Origin of the sequence: Flavobacterium flavigenum (genome assembly GCF_027111255.2) — a bacterium.
Lineage (GTDB): Bacteria > Bacteroidota > Bacteroidia > Flavobacteriales > Flavobacteriaceae > Flavobacterium > Flavobacterium flavigenum.
In genome coordinates, this window is the sequence record NZ_CP114285.2 from 1869195 (window position 1) to 1885390 (window position 16196).

Annotated in this window: 12 protein-coding genes; 5 read left to right on the top strand and 7 right to left on the bottom strand. The window is 36.5% G+C overall.

Annotated elements, in window-relative coordinates; genetic code table 11:
* The first annotated feature begins 1 nt into the window (after position 1).
* Entirely contained in the window at positions 2-4459 is a 4458-nt protein-coding gene (locus OZP09_RS07340) for a beta strand repeat-containing protein (protein WP_269237212.1), read from the top strand.
* A gap of 101 nt (positions 4460-4560) precedes the next feature.
* Here the strand turns inward: OZP09_RS07340 and dnaB are convergent, their stop codons facing one another.
* The 5 genes from dnaB to tgt form a co-directional block, all read right to left on the bottom strand.
* Complete coding sequence (gene dnaB / locus OZP09_RS07345; RefSeq protein WP_223682038.1) at positions 4561-6105, bottom strand: replicative DNA helicase; 1545 nt, start codon at positions 6103-6105, stop codon at positions 4561-4563.
* Between the two features lie 140 nt (positions 6106-6245).
* A complete protein-coding gene (locus OZP09_RS07350; RefSeq protein ID WP_223682037.1) occupies positions 6246-7199 on the bottom strand; it encodes an acetyl-CoA carboxylase carboxyltransferase subunit alpha in 954 nt (317 codons plus the stop codon).
* Between the two features lie 111 nt (positions 7200-7310).
* Positions 7311-8198, bottom strand: coding sequence for a DMT family transporter (locus OZP09_RS07355; RefSeq protein ID WP_281310539.1), 888 nt, complete (start codon positions 8196-8198; stop codon positions 7311-7313).
* On the bottom strand, positions 8185-9273 hold the full coding sequence (locus tag OZP09_RS07360; RefSeq protein ID WP_223682035.1) for an LptF/LptG family permease: 1089 nt from the start codon (positions 9271-9273) through the stop codon (positions 8185-8187). Before OZP09_RS07360 ends, OZP09_RS07355 begins: the two co-directional genes overlap by 14 nt.
* 94 nt (positions 9274-9367) lie before the next feature.
* The gene (gene tgt, locus OZP09_RS07365; RefSeq protein WP_269237213.1) at positions 9368-10498 is read right to left on the bottom strand and encodes a tRNA guanosine(34) transglycosylase Tgt; all 1131 of its coding nucleotides are present in this window, start codon (positions 10496-10498) and stop codon (positions 9368-9370) included.
* A gap of 424 nt (positions 10499-10922) precedes the next feature.
* Between tgt and OZP09_RS07370 the strand changes: the two genes are divergently transcribed.
* The 3 genes from OZP09_RS07370 to OZP09_RS07380 all read left to right on the top strand — a co-directional run bounded on the left by OZP09_RS07370 (position 10923) and on the right by OZP09_RS07380 (position 13346).
* On the top strand, positions 10923-11225 hold the full coding sequence (locus tag OZP09_RS07370) for a hypothetical protein (RefSeq protein WP_269237214.1): 303 nt from the start codon (positions 10923-10925) through the stop codon (positions 11223-11225).
* A gap of 239 nt (positions 11226-11464) precedes the next feature.
* Positions 11465-12319 (top strand): transketolase, encoded by an 855-nt coding sequence (locus OZP09_RS07375; protein WP_269237215.1) that lies wholly within the window; start codon positions 11465-11467, stop codon positions 12317-12319.
* A gap of 73 nt (positions 12320-12392) precedes the next feature.
* Entirely contained in the window at positions 12393-13346 is a 954-nt protein-coding gene (locus OZP09_RS07380; protein ID WP_281310540.1) for a transketolase family protein, read from the top strand.
* A 79-nt stretch (positions 13347-13425) separates the two neighbouring features.
* Here OZP09_RS07380 and OZP09_RS07385 read toward each other — a convergent pair whose 3' ends face one another.
* Both OZP09_RS07385 and bamM read right to left on the bottom strand, forming a co-directional pair.
* Complete coding sequence (locus tag OZP09_RS07385) at positions 13426-14379, bottom strand: hypothetical protein (RefSeq protein WP_281310541.1); 954 nt, start codon at positions 14377-14379, stop codon at positions 13426-13428.
* 150 nt (positions 14380-14529) lie between these two features.
* The gene (gene bamM / locus OZP09_RS07390; protein ID WP_269237217.1) at positions 14530-15678 is read right to left on the bottom strand and encodes a BamM family beta-barrel-assembly machinery protein; all 1149 of its coding nucleotides are present in this window, start codon (positions 15676-15678) and stop codon (positions 14530-14532) included.
* A 79-nt stretch (positions 15679-15757) separates the two neighbouring features.
* Between bamM and OZP09_RS07395 the strand changes: the two genes are divergently transcribed.
* Positions 15758-16147 (top strand): RNA-binding S4 domain-containing protein, encoded by a 390-nt coding sequence (locus tag OZP09_RS07395; protein WP_269237218.1) that lies wholly within the window; start codon positions 15758-15760, stop codon positions 16145-16147.
* The last annotated feature ends 49 nt before the right edge of the window (positions 16148-16196 follow it).

The window sequence follows — 16196 nt, forward strand, 5'->3', positions numbered from 1 at the left end:
CATGAAAAAAAACTTTACTTTAATTTTTATATTTCTCCTCTCTCTCTTTTGGATAGAAGGAAGTGCTCAGACACAAATTTGGAGTGATACTTTTGAAGATACGGGAGCTCCAAGCTCAGGAGTTCGAACTTCATCATACAATACAGGAGGACCATCAAGCCCCTATTCTTATTATTTTTTAAGAACAGATGGTACTAATATACAATTACAAGCTGCATCGGCTCCTGAAACAACTAATTCATATCAAAATAAAGAAGGCACAAAGTTTTGGGCTGGAGAAGATATAGACAAAGTTGGTACCGGAGTTAATAATGCAGCTGATAAAGTTCAAAATATTACCTGGACTGGAATCAATATAGCTGGAAAAACAGGATTGTCATTTAAAGGTTTATTTGCTGCAAATAGTGGACATGACTGGCAAAATATAACAGATTTTCCTACTTCATATGACTTTTTAGAAATTGAATATAGGATTGATGGCGGTTCATGGACATTATTAGGAGGAATATATCCTGAACAAGCCCCTACTAACGGATTTACACAAAAACGACTAAGAGTAGACACAGATGGAAATAAATTAGGGGATGGTGCAGTTTTGTCAAGAACTTTTCAAGATATTGAATGGAACATTACTGGAGCTGGAGCTTTATTAGATCTTCGTTTCCGCGTAAGTGCTGATGCCACTGGAACTCAAGAATTTGCTATAGACAATTTTCGCATTATAGAAGCACCTACAGTCGTACTGCCAACAGTGACTACAACTGCAGCGATTGGAATAGGGGCTTTAAAAGCAACATTGGGAGGAAATGTTAGTGCTGATGGAGGTGCTCCTGTAACAGAAAGAGGAATTGTTTGGGCAACAACCAGCAATCCTACAACTTCAAATAACAAAATTATAAACGGAACTGGAACAGGAATTTTTAGTGCAGTTATTCCTTCATTGCCTCCAGGAACACTTGTACATTTTAGAGCATATGCCATTAATTCCGCAGGAACAAATTATGGTTCAGATTTAACATTTACTACGAATGGCGCTTTATCAGCGACTACAGCTCAAACAAATATTGCCTGTAATGGAGGGGCTACTGGAGTCGCAAGCGTAACAGCCTCTAGTGGAGTGGCACCTTATACCTATTCCTGGTCACCTTCAGGAGGAACAGCTGCTACAGCAACTGGTCTTATTGCAGGAAACTATACTATAACAATAACAGATGGCGAATTAACACAAATTACAAAGAACTTTACCATTACACAACCAACAGCAATAACCACATCAGGGTCACAAATCAATGTATCATGCAACGGAGGAACTAACGGAACTGCTTCTGTAATTGCTTCAGGTGGTGCTGGTGGATATACCTATTCATGGTCACCTTCAGGTGGAACAGCTGCTACAGCAACCGGACTTGCACCAGGAAACTATACCGTAACCATAACGGATGCTAATGCATGTACGGCAACACGCAACTTTACAATTACACAACCAACGGCAATCACTACAACTGGGTCTCAGACCAATGTATCATGCAACGGAGGAACTAACGGAACTGCTTCTGTAATTGCTTCAGGTGGAGCTGGTGCATATACCTATTCATGGTCACCTTCAGGTGGAACAGCTGCTACAGCAACCGGACTTGCACCAGGAAACTATACCGTAACCATAACGGATGCTAATGCATGTACGGCAACACGCAACTTTACAATTACACAACCAACGGCAATCACTACAACTGGGTCTCAGACCAATGTATCATGCAACGGAGGAACTAACGGAACTGCTTCTGTAATTGCTTCAGGTGGAGCTGGTGCATATACCTATTCATGGTCACCTTCAGGTGGAACAGCTGCTACAGCAACCGGACTTGCACCAGGAAACTATACCGTAACAATAACGGATGCTAATGCATGTACTGCAACACGCAACTTTACAATTACACAGCCAACGGCAATCACTACAACTGGGTCTCAGACCAATGTATCATGTAACGGAGGAACTAACGGAACTGCTTCTGTAACTGCTTCAGGTGGAGCTGGTGCATATACCTATTCATGGTCACCTTCAGGTGGAACAGCTTCTACAGCAACCGGACTTGCACCAGGAAACTATACCGTAACCATAACGGATGCTAATGCATGTACGGCAACACGCAACTTTACAATTACACAACCAACGGCAATCACTACAACTGGGTCTCAGACCAATGTATCATGTAACGGAGGAACTAACGGAACTGCTTCTGTAACTGCTTCAGGTGGAGCTGGTGCATATACCTATTCATGGTCACCTTCAGGAGGAACAGCTGCTACAGCAACCGGACTTGCACCAGGAAACTATACCGTAACAATAACGGATGCTAATGCATGTACGGCAACACGCAACTTTACAATTACACAACCAACGGCAATCACTACAACTGGGTCTCAGACCAATGTATCATGTAACGGAGGAACTAACGGAACTGCTTCTGTAATTGCTTCAGGTGGTGCTGGTGCATATACCTATTCATGGTCACCTTCAGGTGGAACAGCTGCTACAGCAACCGGACTTGCACCAGGAAACTATACCGTAACAATAACGGATGCTAATGCATGTACTGCAACACGCAACTTTACAATTACACAGCCAACGGCAATCACTACAACTGGGTCTCAGACCAATGTATCATGCAACGGAGGAACTAACGGAACTGCTTCTGTAATTGCTTCAGGTGGTGCTGGTGCATATACCTATTCCTGGTCACCTTCAGGTGGAACAGCTGCTACAGCAACTGGACTTGCACCAGGAAACTATACCGTAACAATAACGGATGCTAATGCATGTACTGCAACACGCAACTTTACAATTACACAGCCAACGGCAATCACTACAACTGGGTCTCAGACCAATGTATCATGTAACGGAGGAACTAACGGAACTGCTTCTGTAACTGCTTCAGGTGGAGCTGGTGCATATACCTATTCATGGTCACCTTCAGGTGGAACAGCTGCTACAGCAACCGGACTTGCACCAGGAAACTATACCGTAACAATAACGGATGCTAATGCATGTACTGCAACACGCAACTTTACAATTACACAGCCAACGGCAATCACTACAACTGGGTCTCAGACCAATGTATCATGCAACGGAGGAACTAACGGAACTGCTTCTGTAACTGCTTCAGGTGGAGCTGGTGCATATACCTATTCATGGTCACCTTTAGGAGGAACAGCTGCTACAGCAACCGGACTTGCACCAGGAAACTATACCGTAACCATAACGGATGCTAATGCATGTACGGCAACACGCAACTTTACAATTACACAACCAACGGCAATCACTACAACTGGGTCTCAGACCAATGTATCATGCAACGGAGGAACTAACGGAACTGCTTCTGTAATTGCTTCAGGTGGTGCTGGTGGATATACCTATTCATGGTCACCTTCAGGAGGAACAGCTGCTACAGCAACCGGACTTGCACCAGGAAACTATACCGTAACAATAACGGATGCTAATGCATGTACTGCAACACGCAACTTTACAATTACACAGCCAACGGCAATCACTACAACTGGGTCTCAGACCAATGTATCATGTAACGGAGGAACTAACGGAACTGCTTCTGTAATTGCTTCAGGTGGTGCTGGTGGATATACCTATTCCTGGTCACCTTCAGGTGGAACAGCTGCTACAGCAACCGGACTTGCACCAGGAAACTATACCGTAACCATAACGGATGCTAATGCATGTACGGCAACACGCAACTTTACAATTACACATCCTACAGCTATTACAGCAACTACTTCACAAACCAATGTGTCATGTAATGGTGGATCGAACGGTTCGGCTTCTGTAACTGCTTCAGGTGGTACTGGTACATATACCTATTCATGGTCTCCTTTAGGAGGAACAGCTGCTACAGCAACCGGACTTGCCCCAGGAAACTATACCGTAACCATAACAGATGCTAATGCATGTACGGCAACACGAAATTTTACAATTACACAGCCGGCAGCTTTAGATTCTACAACTACACTTGTTGGAGCAACTATAACTGCTAATCAGTCAGCTGCCACATACCAGTGGATTCAATGTCCTGCTACAGTATTAGTTGGTGAGAATGGACAATCATTCACTCCAACTGCCATAGGTTCATATGCAGTTGTTGTAACTATAGGAACTTGCAGTGTTACATCAGCATGTGTACTTGTAAGCAGTTTATCTAATCCTAATGTTGAAGAAAAATCTAAATTTGTAATATATCCAAATCCAAACAATGGTATTGTAAACATACAAACTGATCACGATGCTGATTTAAATATTACAGATCAATTAGGACAAACTATTAAAACAGCAAAAGTTACATCTGATACAATTAACACCATTAACCTTGAAAATCAATCTGATGGAGTTTATTTTATTACAGAAAAGAAAGGCAGTAAATTAATTACTCATAAATTGATTCTGAAAAAATAATTCAAAAAGGTTTTATAAATTCTTTAAAATCAGAAAGGGAAAAATCAAATGATTTTTCCCTTTCTTTATATATAGTAGATTATTTAAACTTTAATTCAATCTTAAAACGGCACATCACTATCATCATCATCTTCATTCAGATTACTTCCAAAAGCTTCATTTGCAGACGGCAGATTTTTAGTGATATACTGATTATCATCATGATTCATTTTTGATGGCAGATCATCGTAACTCCCTGAAAAATCATCCAGGTTATCAAATTTACCAAGATGTCCTAAAAATTTTAATCGAATGTTTTCAATACCTCCATTACGGTGCTTAGCGATCATAATTTCTGCCTGGCCAGCTGTTGGCGATGCTTCATCATCATCCCATTCATCAATTTTGTAATATTCTGGTCGATATAAAAACGAAACAATATCGGCATCCTGCTCAATAGCTCCAGATTCACGAAGATCCGATAACAAAGGTCGTTTACTTGATCCACGCGTTTCTACAGCACGCGATAGCTGAGAAAGTGCAATTACAGGTACATTAAGTTCTTTTGCTAAAGCTTTTAAGTTTCGGGAAATTGTAGAAATTTCCTGCTCACGATTTCCTCCTCCTTTATTATTTCCTCCAGCAGTCATCAACTGCAAATAATCGATAATAATGATTTTAATACCGTGTTGCGAAGCTAAACGACGGCATTTTGCTCTTAAATCAAAAATAGAAAGCGATGGGGTATCATCTATGAACAAAGGCGCTTTTTCTAAATCTTTTACTTTGGTACTCAACATGGTCCACTCATGAGGTTCCAGTTTTCCAGTACGCAATTTCTCTGATGACAATCCTGTTTCAGAAGAAATCAACCTGGTAATCAACTGAACTGATGCCATCTCAAGAGAGAACAAAGCTACCCCGTGTCCGTATTGTATCGCAATATTTCTGGCCATAGAAAGTACAAATGCTGTTTTTCCCATTGCTGGTCTGGCCGCAATGATAATTAAATCACTAGGCTGCCATCCTGAAGTCAGCTTATCTAAATTCGTAAAACCAGTTTCAACACCACTTAATCCCTCCTTTTTAGAAATCTCTTCAATTTTCTTTTTAGCTTGTAAAACTAAACTCTGTGCTGTTTCAGAACTACGTTTGATATTTCCCTGAGTTACTTCATATAGTTTTGATTCGGCCTGGTCTAATAAATCAAAAACGTCTGTAGTTTCATCATACGATGCTTCGATAATTTCAGATGAAATACGAATTAAACTTCGTTGAATAAACTTCTGAAGAATGATACGGGAGTGAAATTCGATATGTGCAGAAGAAGCAATTTTTTGTGTCAGCTGAATCAAATAAAAGTCACCTCCGGCTAACTCTAATTTTCCATTCTTTTTTAATTGGCTGGAAACGGTAAGCAGGTCAATAGGCTGCGTTTCTGTGAAAAGCTGAATAATAGCTTCAAAAATATATTTATGTGCGTCTTTATAAAATGCATCAGGCTGTAAAATATCAATTACATCATCTACCCCTTTTTTATCAATCATCATTGCGCCAAGGACAGCCTCCTCTAAATCAAGCGCTTGTGGTGGTAGTTTTCCTTTTTCTAAATTAATTATGGTGGTTTTATCTACCTTTACAGGGTTTATATTTTTGAAATTTTCCATTTAGCGAAATTAGCGAAATTTAAAAAAACATTACTATCTAGTTATAAGTAATATTTGTTTATAAGTAAGTCTTTTTTGTTCATAACCAAAAAAAAATCCGAAACTGTAAGGCTTCGGATTTAATATCATTTAATATGAATTTATTCTTTATACTCGCCCATATTACTGTATTTGTCCATTCTCTGGGCAATTAAATCGGCTGTTGATAAATCTTTCAGTTCATTATATCCTTTTGTAATATATTCTGCTACAGTTTTAAAAGTAGTTTCCCTGTCGTAATGTGCCCCGCCAAGTGGTTCCGGAATAACATCATCCACTAATTTTTGCTTTTTCATATCAGATGAAGTTAACTTCAAAGCTTCTGCCGCACGCTCTTTATACTCCCAGCTTTTCCATAAAATTGAAGAACATGATTCAGGAGAAATCACAGAATACCAAGTATTCTCTAACATATAAACCCTGTCTCCAACACCTATTCCTAAAGCTCCTCCGGAAGCACCCTCTCCAACAATAATTGTAATAATTGGCACTTTCAGACGAACCATTTCAAAAATATTTCTGGCTATAGCTTCTCCCTGTCCTCTTTCTTCTGCTTCAAGTCCAGGATATGCGCCCGGGGTGTCAACCAAAGTTAAAACCGGAATTCCAAATTTCTCTGCCATTTTCATCAAACGTAAAGCCTTGCGGTATCCTTCGGGATTTGCCATACCAAAATTACGGTACTGACGCGTTTTTGTATTAAAACCTTTTTGCTGGCCCACAATCATAAACGACTGACCGTTTATTTTTCCTAATCCGCCAACCATTGCTTTATCATCTTTAAACCCACGATCTCCGTGAAGTTCTAAGAATGTATCTCCGCAGATTGCTCTGATATAATCTAAAGTATAAGGTCTGTTTGGATGCCTTGACAATTGTACACGCTGCCAGGCGGTAAGATTTTTATATATTTCTTTTTTAGTTTGCTCTAATTTTTTGTTGATTTCCTTACAGGTAGGTGTTACATCAACATCAGATTCTTTTCCAATTATAACACACTTTTCCAGCTGTTCTTCAAGTTCTTTGATTGGAAGCTCAAAATCTAAATATTCCATGGATTTTTGAATTTTGTTTTTAAATCGAACCGCAAATATAAAAATATTATATCATTGGTGTAAATAATTCACACTAAAGTATTAATACGTAATTTATAAATAAGTAAAAGATTACTTTTTTTTCTTGTTTTGAGAATGTTTGAAAACACCATTTAAAATAACCGTAATTACAATAATCAGCGCTCCAATATAAAATTCAACACTCATTTTTTCTTTTCCGCCAAGTATAAAATAAGCCAGTATAATTCCGTAAACAGGCTCTAAATTAGTAGTTAACATAACGGTATAAGGCGTTAAGCGCTGCATTACTTTTACAGAAGCTGTAAACGCATAAGCCGTACAAACCGAAGCTAAAATGAGCAATAAAGCCCAATTATTTAACGAGATCGTAAAAAAATCTACGCTAAATTTTCCCTGTATTAAAAAATAAAGAGAGATAAAGAAAACGCCAGCACCAAATTCATAAAATGTTATAAGCGAAGGCTCATGATCTGAGATTAATTTACCATTTAGTAAAGTAAATACAACTCCTAATATGATAGATGCCAATGCATAATAAACTCCTGTAAGATATTTTATTTCTACCTGTAGTATCAAAGCTAATCCAGCTATAATGATTAGTCCAAAAAAAACTTCGTACCACAATATTTTTCTTCCGTAGAAAAGCGGCTCTAACAATGAAGCAAAAAAAGCGCCTAATGAAAATATGGAAAGCGTAATCGAAACGTTTGAAACGTGAATAGCTTTAAAAAAGAATATCCAATGCAGAGCAATTAACAAGCCTACAAAAACCAACTTAAAAAGTTCCTTTACCGGAACGTGAAAAGATTGTTTTTTGTAAATAATAAAAGCACCTAAAAAAATTAAAGCCAACAACATTCTGTACCAAACCAGATTATCGGCATCAATAGTAATCAAAGCCCCAAGAATAGCCGTAAATCCCCATATAAAAACTATTAAATGAAGATTTAAATAGCTTTTTAAATTATCGTTTCGCATTGCGTAGTAAGTAAATTGCCAGAGCCCCGAAAACAATATTCGGAAACCACACAGCTAAAAAAGGTGAGAAAGTTGATTTTTCGGCAAGAGTACCAAATATTTTATCAAAAAATACGAATGAAAAAGCAATTGCAATTCCTATGGCCAGATTAATTCCCATTCCGCCACGACGCTTCATAGACGAAACCGCCACTGCAATAATAGTTAGAATGAAAGCAGAAACCGGCACACTGTATTTCTTATATAATACGACCAAATAAGTATTTATATTTGCTGAACCTCTTTTGCGTTCCTTATCAATAAAATCAATTAAATCGCCTAGAGAAAGCGTTTCTGCGATATAAACAACCGGTGTTAAATCAGCCAGCTCAAACTTGAACTTTACCGGTTTTTCAGGGTTTTTCTCGATTACATCGTTGAGTTCCCCGACCGTTCTTTTGGTATAATCATACAAAACATAAGTCTTCTTTTTAGGATCCCAGGTAATTCGGCTGGCAGTAATTTTATAAGTAAGTTTATCTTTTTCAAAATGCTCCAATGAAAAATTAAAAGCTGTTTTAGTTTCTTCATTAAAACTATTTACAAAAATAAAATCGTTATCATTAATCTGCCTGTAAACATTGGTATTTTCACCACGCATTAACTGTTTGCCATTTCCCTTTAAGTACGTATACCTAAAATTATTAAAACCTTCACTGGCAGCAGGGACTATAAAAAATCCCATTAAAAGTACAAAAACCGAAACGATAGAAGCACCAATAATATAAGGACGCAAAAAACGCGTAAATGAAATTCCCGAACTTAAAATAGCAATAATCTCCGTATTATTTGCAAGTTTTGAAGTAAACCAGATTACCGATAAAAATAAAAATATAGGAAACAGCGAATTCGCAAAATAAACAGTAAAGTTATAATAGTAAATGGCAATTTGCGTAAAAGGAATTTTGTTTTCCAGCATTTTATTCACCTTTTCAGAAACATCAATTACAATTCCGATGGGAATAAATAAAAGAATCATCACCGAAAAAGTGGCTAAATATCTTTTTAAAATATACTTATCTATTATTGTCAGCATATGTTTTTGTTTTTTTGTTTCAAGTTTCAGGTTTCACGTTTCAAGTTGCCATAGAGAAGCATGAAACATAAAACCTGAAACAAAAAAAACTTTTTTATAGTCTTTGACTCATATTTTTAACCATCATTTCTTTCCATGGCCTGAAGTCACCTGCCAGGATATGTTTTCTGGCTTCACGAACCAACCACATATAAAAACCAAGATTATGGATCGTAGCAATTTGCTTTCCTAAATATTCATTAGCAGCAAACAGGTGGCGCAAATAAGCTTTTGAATATTCTGTATCTACAAAAGTATGCCCCATTTCATCAATTGGCGAAAAATCAGCTTCCCACTTTTTGTTTTTGATATTAATAGTACCGTTCGCCGTAAACAACATTCCGTTTCTTGCGTTACGGGTTGGCATTACGCAGTCAAACATATCAATTCCTAACGCAATATTTTCTAATATATTAATAGGAGTTCCGACTCCCATCAAATAGCGGGGTTTATCTTCCGGTAAAATCTCACAAACAACTTCTGTCATGGCATACATTTCTTCAGCAGGCTCCCCTACTGACAATCCGCCAATAGCATTTCCTTGTTGTCCGGAATTCGCAATGTATTCAGCCGACTGGCGGCGCAAATCTTTATACGTACTCCCCTGAACAATAGGAAAAAACGTTTGCTCATAACCGTATTTATAAGGCACTTTTTCCAGATGATTAATACAACGATCTAACCAACGATGTGTCATGTGCATCGAACGCTGTGCATATCTGTAATCACAAGGATAAGGCGTACATTCATCAAAAGCCATGATAATATCAGCTCCAATCGTACGCTGAATTTCCATTACATTTTCAGGCGTAAAAAAGTGGTATGAACCGTCAATATGTGACTTAAACTTCACCCCTTCTTCTTTGATTTTTCTGTTCGAAGAAAGAGAATAAACCTGATATCCACCAGAATCTGTCAAAATATTACGATCCCAATTCATGAATTTATGCAATCCGCCTGCCTTTTCAAGAATCTCAGTTTGCGGACGCAGGTATAAATGATAGGTGTTTCCAAGGATAATATCCGGATTAATATCGTCTTTCAGCTCACGCTGATGCACCCCTTTTACCGAAGCCACCGTTCCAACAGGCATAAAAATAGGCGTTTCAATTACACCATGATCGGTTGTTATACTTCCTGCTCTCGCTTTTGATTGCGGATCTTTTTGTAATAAATCAAACTTCATCTGTTTCTTTTTTCAGAGCGCAAAGATAGGTTAATTTCGAGAATTAGATAATTTGACAATTAGAAAATTAGATAATGATTAACAAACCTGGAATTTGGGGAATTACTCATTGGACAATTAGAAAATTAGATAATGATTTTACAAACTTGGAATTTGAATTTTCTCCAATTGAAATTTCATTTTTTATTTGGGCGTTCCCCAAGGGTCGGGCTATCCGCTATATTCCCGATTAACAAAAACTACGGCTAAAAAAAGCCTTGTTTTTCTAAATCGGGAGATGCCACTATTATCCCTAACGCAAACGGCCTTTCTAAAAGTTTATTGGCAAACGAATGTAAAAACTGCAACAATCAGATTATTAAAGTATAACAGTTTCAGCAATTCCTTTTGTAATTTTAATATTCAACTAAAAAATTTAATAGTCATGATAAACGCAGATGAAAAATTAGATCAAATCAAGGATGACCAAATCGAAAGAAACCTTGAAAACATGAATTATGATGCAAACGAAGACATTTACAATCAAGAAGAAAGATTAGAAGACATTGACCCTCAGAACATTTCTGGAGAAAGAATAATCAATAACGACAATCACGAGTGGAAACAAAACAGTGACAAATTGGGAAACGACTTAGATATTCCGGGCTCAGAACTTGATGACCAACAGGAAGATATTGGTTCTGAAGACGAAGAGAACAATTACTACAGCGAAGGTGATACAGAATAAAAAACACAAACTCACTTCAAATTAAAGTCCCATTGGGGCTTTTTTTATTTTTAAATTTCATCAAAAAACAACAAAACAAAAACATCTCTTTTCGAAAATTCAAATCATTTCAGTTATTTTTTTAAGATTAATAAAAAAAGCACCGGAATTTCACAATTGCGGCAAACTAAAGCAGAAAATCATTTGTCAGCCCGCAAAATAAAAATTACTTTTGCACCAGTTTAACTTTTACATATAAAATGAAGCCTAACACACAACAATTAAGCGATTTAACGATCCAGGTAAGAAGAGATATTCTTAGAATGGTACATGCTGTCAACTCAGGTCACCCAGGTGGTTCATTAGGTTGTACTGAATTTTTGGTAGCACTTTACCAAAACATTATGGAACGTAAAGAAGGTTTTGATATGGACGGAATAGGAGAAGATCTTTTCTTCCTTTCAAATGGCCATATCTCACCTGTTTTTTATAGCGTTTTAGCGAGAAGCGGTTATTTTCCTGTTTCAGAGCTTGCTACTTTCCGATTATTAAACTCTCGTTTACAAGGACACCCAACAACTCACGAAGGATTACCTGGAGTTCGTATGGCTTCCGGATCATTAGGACAAGGTTTGTCTGTCGCTCTTGGTGCTGCACAGGCAAAAAAATTAAATGGTGATAATCATTTGATTTATACTTTACACGGAGATGGTGAATTACAGGAAGGTCAAAACTGGGAAGCTATCATGTATGCTTCTGCAAAAAAAGTAGATAACCTTATCGCAACTGTTGACCTTAACGGAAAACAAATCGACGGAACAACTGACGAAGTCCTAGCAATGGGAAGCCTGCGTGCCAAATTTGAAGCTTTTGACTGGGATGTTATTGAAATCACTAAAGGAAACGACCTCGAAGCAATCATTAACGGAATGAACGAAGCAAAAGCAAGAACAGGAAAAGGAAAACCGGTTTGCGTATTACTTCATACTGAAATGGGTAACGGTGTAGATTATATGATGTACAGTCATGCTTGGCATGGTAAAGCACCAAATGATGCACAGCTTGCAACTGCTTTAGAACAAAATTATAACACTGGAGGAAATTCAGATTATTAAAAAAAGCTTTATGCTTTAAGCGCTAAACTTGGTTTCTCGCCTAATGCATAACGCATACAGCAAAAAAACAAAAATGAAAAAATATACAAATACAGGAAGTAAAGATACCCGTTCAGGCTTTGGAGCGGGAATGACTGAATTAGGTCAGAAAAACGAAAAAGTTGTTGCATTATGCGCTGACTTGATTGGATCATTGAAATTTGATGAATTCAAAAAAAATCATCCTGAGCGTTTTTTCCAAATCGGGATTGCAGAAGCTAACATGATTGGAATCGCTGCAGGTTTAACAATTGGAGGAAAAATTCCATTTACAGGAACTTTCGCTAACTTTTCTACAGGAAGAGTTTACGACCAAATTCGTCAGTCTGTTGCTTACTCTGATAAAAATGTAAAAATCTGTGCTTCTCATGCTGGTTTAACTTTAGGAGAAGACGGAGCAACACACCAAATCCTTGAAGATATTGGTTTAATGAAAATGTTACCGGGAATGACTGTAATCAATACTTGCGATTACAATCAGACCAAAGCTGCAACATTAGCTTTAGCTGAACACCATGGACCTGCATACTTACGTTTTGGACGTCCGGTTGTACCTAACTTCACGCCTGCTGACGAACCATTCGTAATTGGAAAAGCAATTTTATTAAACGAAGGAACTGACGTAACCATTGTAGCAACAGGACACTTAGTTTGGGAAGCTCTTATTGCTGCAGAAGCTTTAGAAGCAAAAGGAATTTCTGCTGAAGTAATCAACATTCACACTATCAAACCTCTTGATGAAGAAGCGATCCTTAAATCATTATCAAAAACAGGATGTGTAGTAACTGCAGAAGAACACAACATTCTTGGAGGTCTTGGAGAAAGCGTTTCGAGAGTATTAGCTTTAAACACTCCTGCTCCACAGGAATTTGTTGCCGTTAAAGATAGTTTTGGTGAATCTGGAACTCCAGAACAATTAATGGAGAAATACAAACTAAACAATCAGGCGATTGTTGAAGCTGTAGAAAGAGTTATTAAAAGAAAATAAATTTTCAGTTTTTCTTTACAATAAAAAGAGGCTGTCCGAAATTTTGGACAGCCTCTTTTTTTAACAATTTTTATAAGATTTAATACCACGATATCTCTTGCGGATATGTAGTTGATGAGGAGGCATATTTCCATTGAATATTCCCAGAAACGTTAAAATTAACATACTGAGGAAGAGCAGGAGCTCTAAATCCCCAAGTTGCCAATAAAAAAGTCTTCTGTCCATACATCAGAGTATTTGTATCAAGACTGCTAAAAAACCATGGACCATATTCACCACCAACTGTACTTGTCAAACTATATAAATAAATATGCCAGGGTGTTGTTGTATCCTGTTTCCATGTACACCTCCAAAATGAACAAGATTTATATTGCAAAGTATATCGCACATACATTTTACTAGTAGATATTTGACCATTTATTACGATTGTTTCATTAAATAAATCTAAAACATATCTATTGTTATTTGGCAAACCTACAACGTATGTTTTACTTCTGTTTTCATTTGGTATAACATCCCTTCCAGTTAAACTTGTGCGACTTTTAGAATCCGAATAATTCAATAATTTACCATAAACTTCTAAATTGTCTTTTAAAGAAATAAGTTCTTGAGTACTTTTATCAACATCCTTATTTTCTAGTATATAAAAAGCACGCTCATTAAGCCATAAAACCTTGTTTCCTATTTTAAGTTTTGAATCAGCATTTAAGATAGCTTTCAAACCATCTGAATAAATTATTCGTGAATCAGACAAAATATCTTCTTCCATTTCAACAGAATTATCAGCCGCATTATTCAACAATGACTCAAGTCCTTTCTTTGAAATCCAGTTCTGAACTTCTTTAGAGGATTTCATTTCCGATACTTCAGAATATTCTTTAATAAAAGATTCTTCATTTTTAAAAGACAGCATTTTTCCATCTAATACTGAGGAAGACAAATTTGATACTGGAGTGCTATTAGACTCCATCTGATCTTCATTGCTACATGAAATTGTAATTAACAAAACAAACAACCCGATTAATTTTTTCATTTTTTATAAGTTTAATATTACAAAACAAATATAATCTTTTTCTTAAATTAAACACATAAAAATAATAAAAAAATAAGTTTTAACTTATATAAACATAAAAAAACCTCGAAATTAACATTTCGAGGTTTTTTATTTTCCAATCTCAATATTTTATTTTTTTGCTGTTACCGTAGTAACTTTAATCGTATTATAATCTTTATCAAGATGAATCTTTTTTCTGCCTGATGTAGTATAATCATATTCATTCCTTGTTACACCATTTTCTGTTATAGTTTTCAAAAACGAAGGAATCCCTCTTGGCTCACTATTCAACGCTTCATTTATATTAGGTGTTGTCGGATCATCTTCTACAGCAAAAGCTTCAAATGGAAAGTACTTACTTGGCCCGTAATTTACCTCTACACCATTTTCCATAACCCTGCCCACTTTTCCGGCTGGCTTTGTAATTTCTAAAAGAGTTGTATACCCATCTCCATCATCATCAATATCCATAAAATCAGCAATACCATCACCATCTGTATCATCAATTAAATTAGCAGGTGGATTAGGATACTTTACCTTGTCTCTAAAATCATAAACATACCCATCCCCATTAATATCTTCATTAAAATCCAAAACTCCATCTCTATCGTGATCTAACCTTTGTATAGCATATAATTTAACACTAAAAACAATAGGAGTATATGCTTTAATCAAACCCGAACCTGTTTCATAATAAGCCAACCCAGAAGGCAAAAACATTACGCCTGCACCAAAATCAGTATAAGTAATTGTACCATCAGCATTTACAGGTTTAGCCTTCCCTGCTTTAAACTTAGGCATAATCTCCTTCCAACCATCTCTAAGTAATGGATCATCTAAATAAAAAACTCTTCCTAAGTTATTAGATGTGTCAAAAACTGTCCCATCCAACAAATTACCAACATAAGATGCATTAATTCCATCAACATTACATGGTGCCTCTCCAATTCCTTCATTGAGTACTAAATAATAAACTTTATAGGTAATATCATCATTATAAACATCTCTGGACTGCAAAGGGTAAACAGTCTGGTCCCATATAGAAGTTTGTGTTCCCCCTTCAGGAATCTTACTTATCTTTATATCAAAATCTGCTGTAACCTCTTCAATATAATTGTTTTTTAGATATTTTTCAATCGAATCATTATCAGCCTTAAATTGTTCTGTATAATCCTTCAAAGGAACGGTTACAACATCATCATCATCATCATTTTTATTACAGGAGACCAAAGCAGCACCAGCAGTTAGTAAAATAAAAAAATATTTAAATTTATTCATTATTGTTAATTTTTTAGGTGCGCAAGATACAATATTGATTTATTTTTGTAAAGAATTTAACTCCGATTTTAGAAAAATTATGAGAATAGATAAATACCTCTGGTGCGTGCGATATTACAAGACACGAAATATGGTTACTGAGGCCTGTAAAAAGAACCATGTCACCGTAAATGGTCAGGTAGCAAAACCTTCTAAAGAAGTTTTTCCTACAGACAGAATCACATTTAGAAAAGATCAGATTACACAAATTATAACTGTACTGGATATCCCCGAAAGTCGTGTCGGAGCAAAACTTGTCGACATATATCGTAAAAACGAAACACCGCCGGAAGCTTATGCACATTTAGAATTATTAAAACTATCCAAAGAACATTACCGTAAAAGCGGAACAGGACGACCAACTAAAAAAGACCGAAGGGATATTGACGAGTATGGTAATGAAATTTTTGATGATGAAGAGGAAAATTAAATTCCGATTTTTAAATCTCAAATTACAAAATTACAACTATAAAATTCCC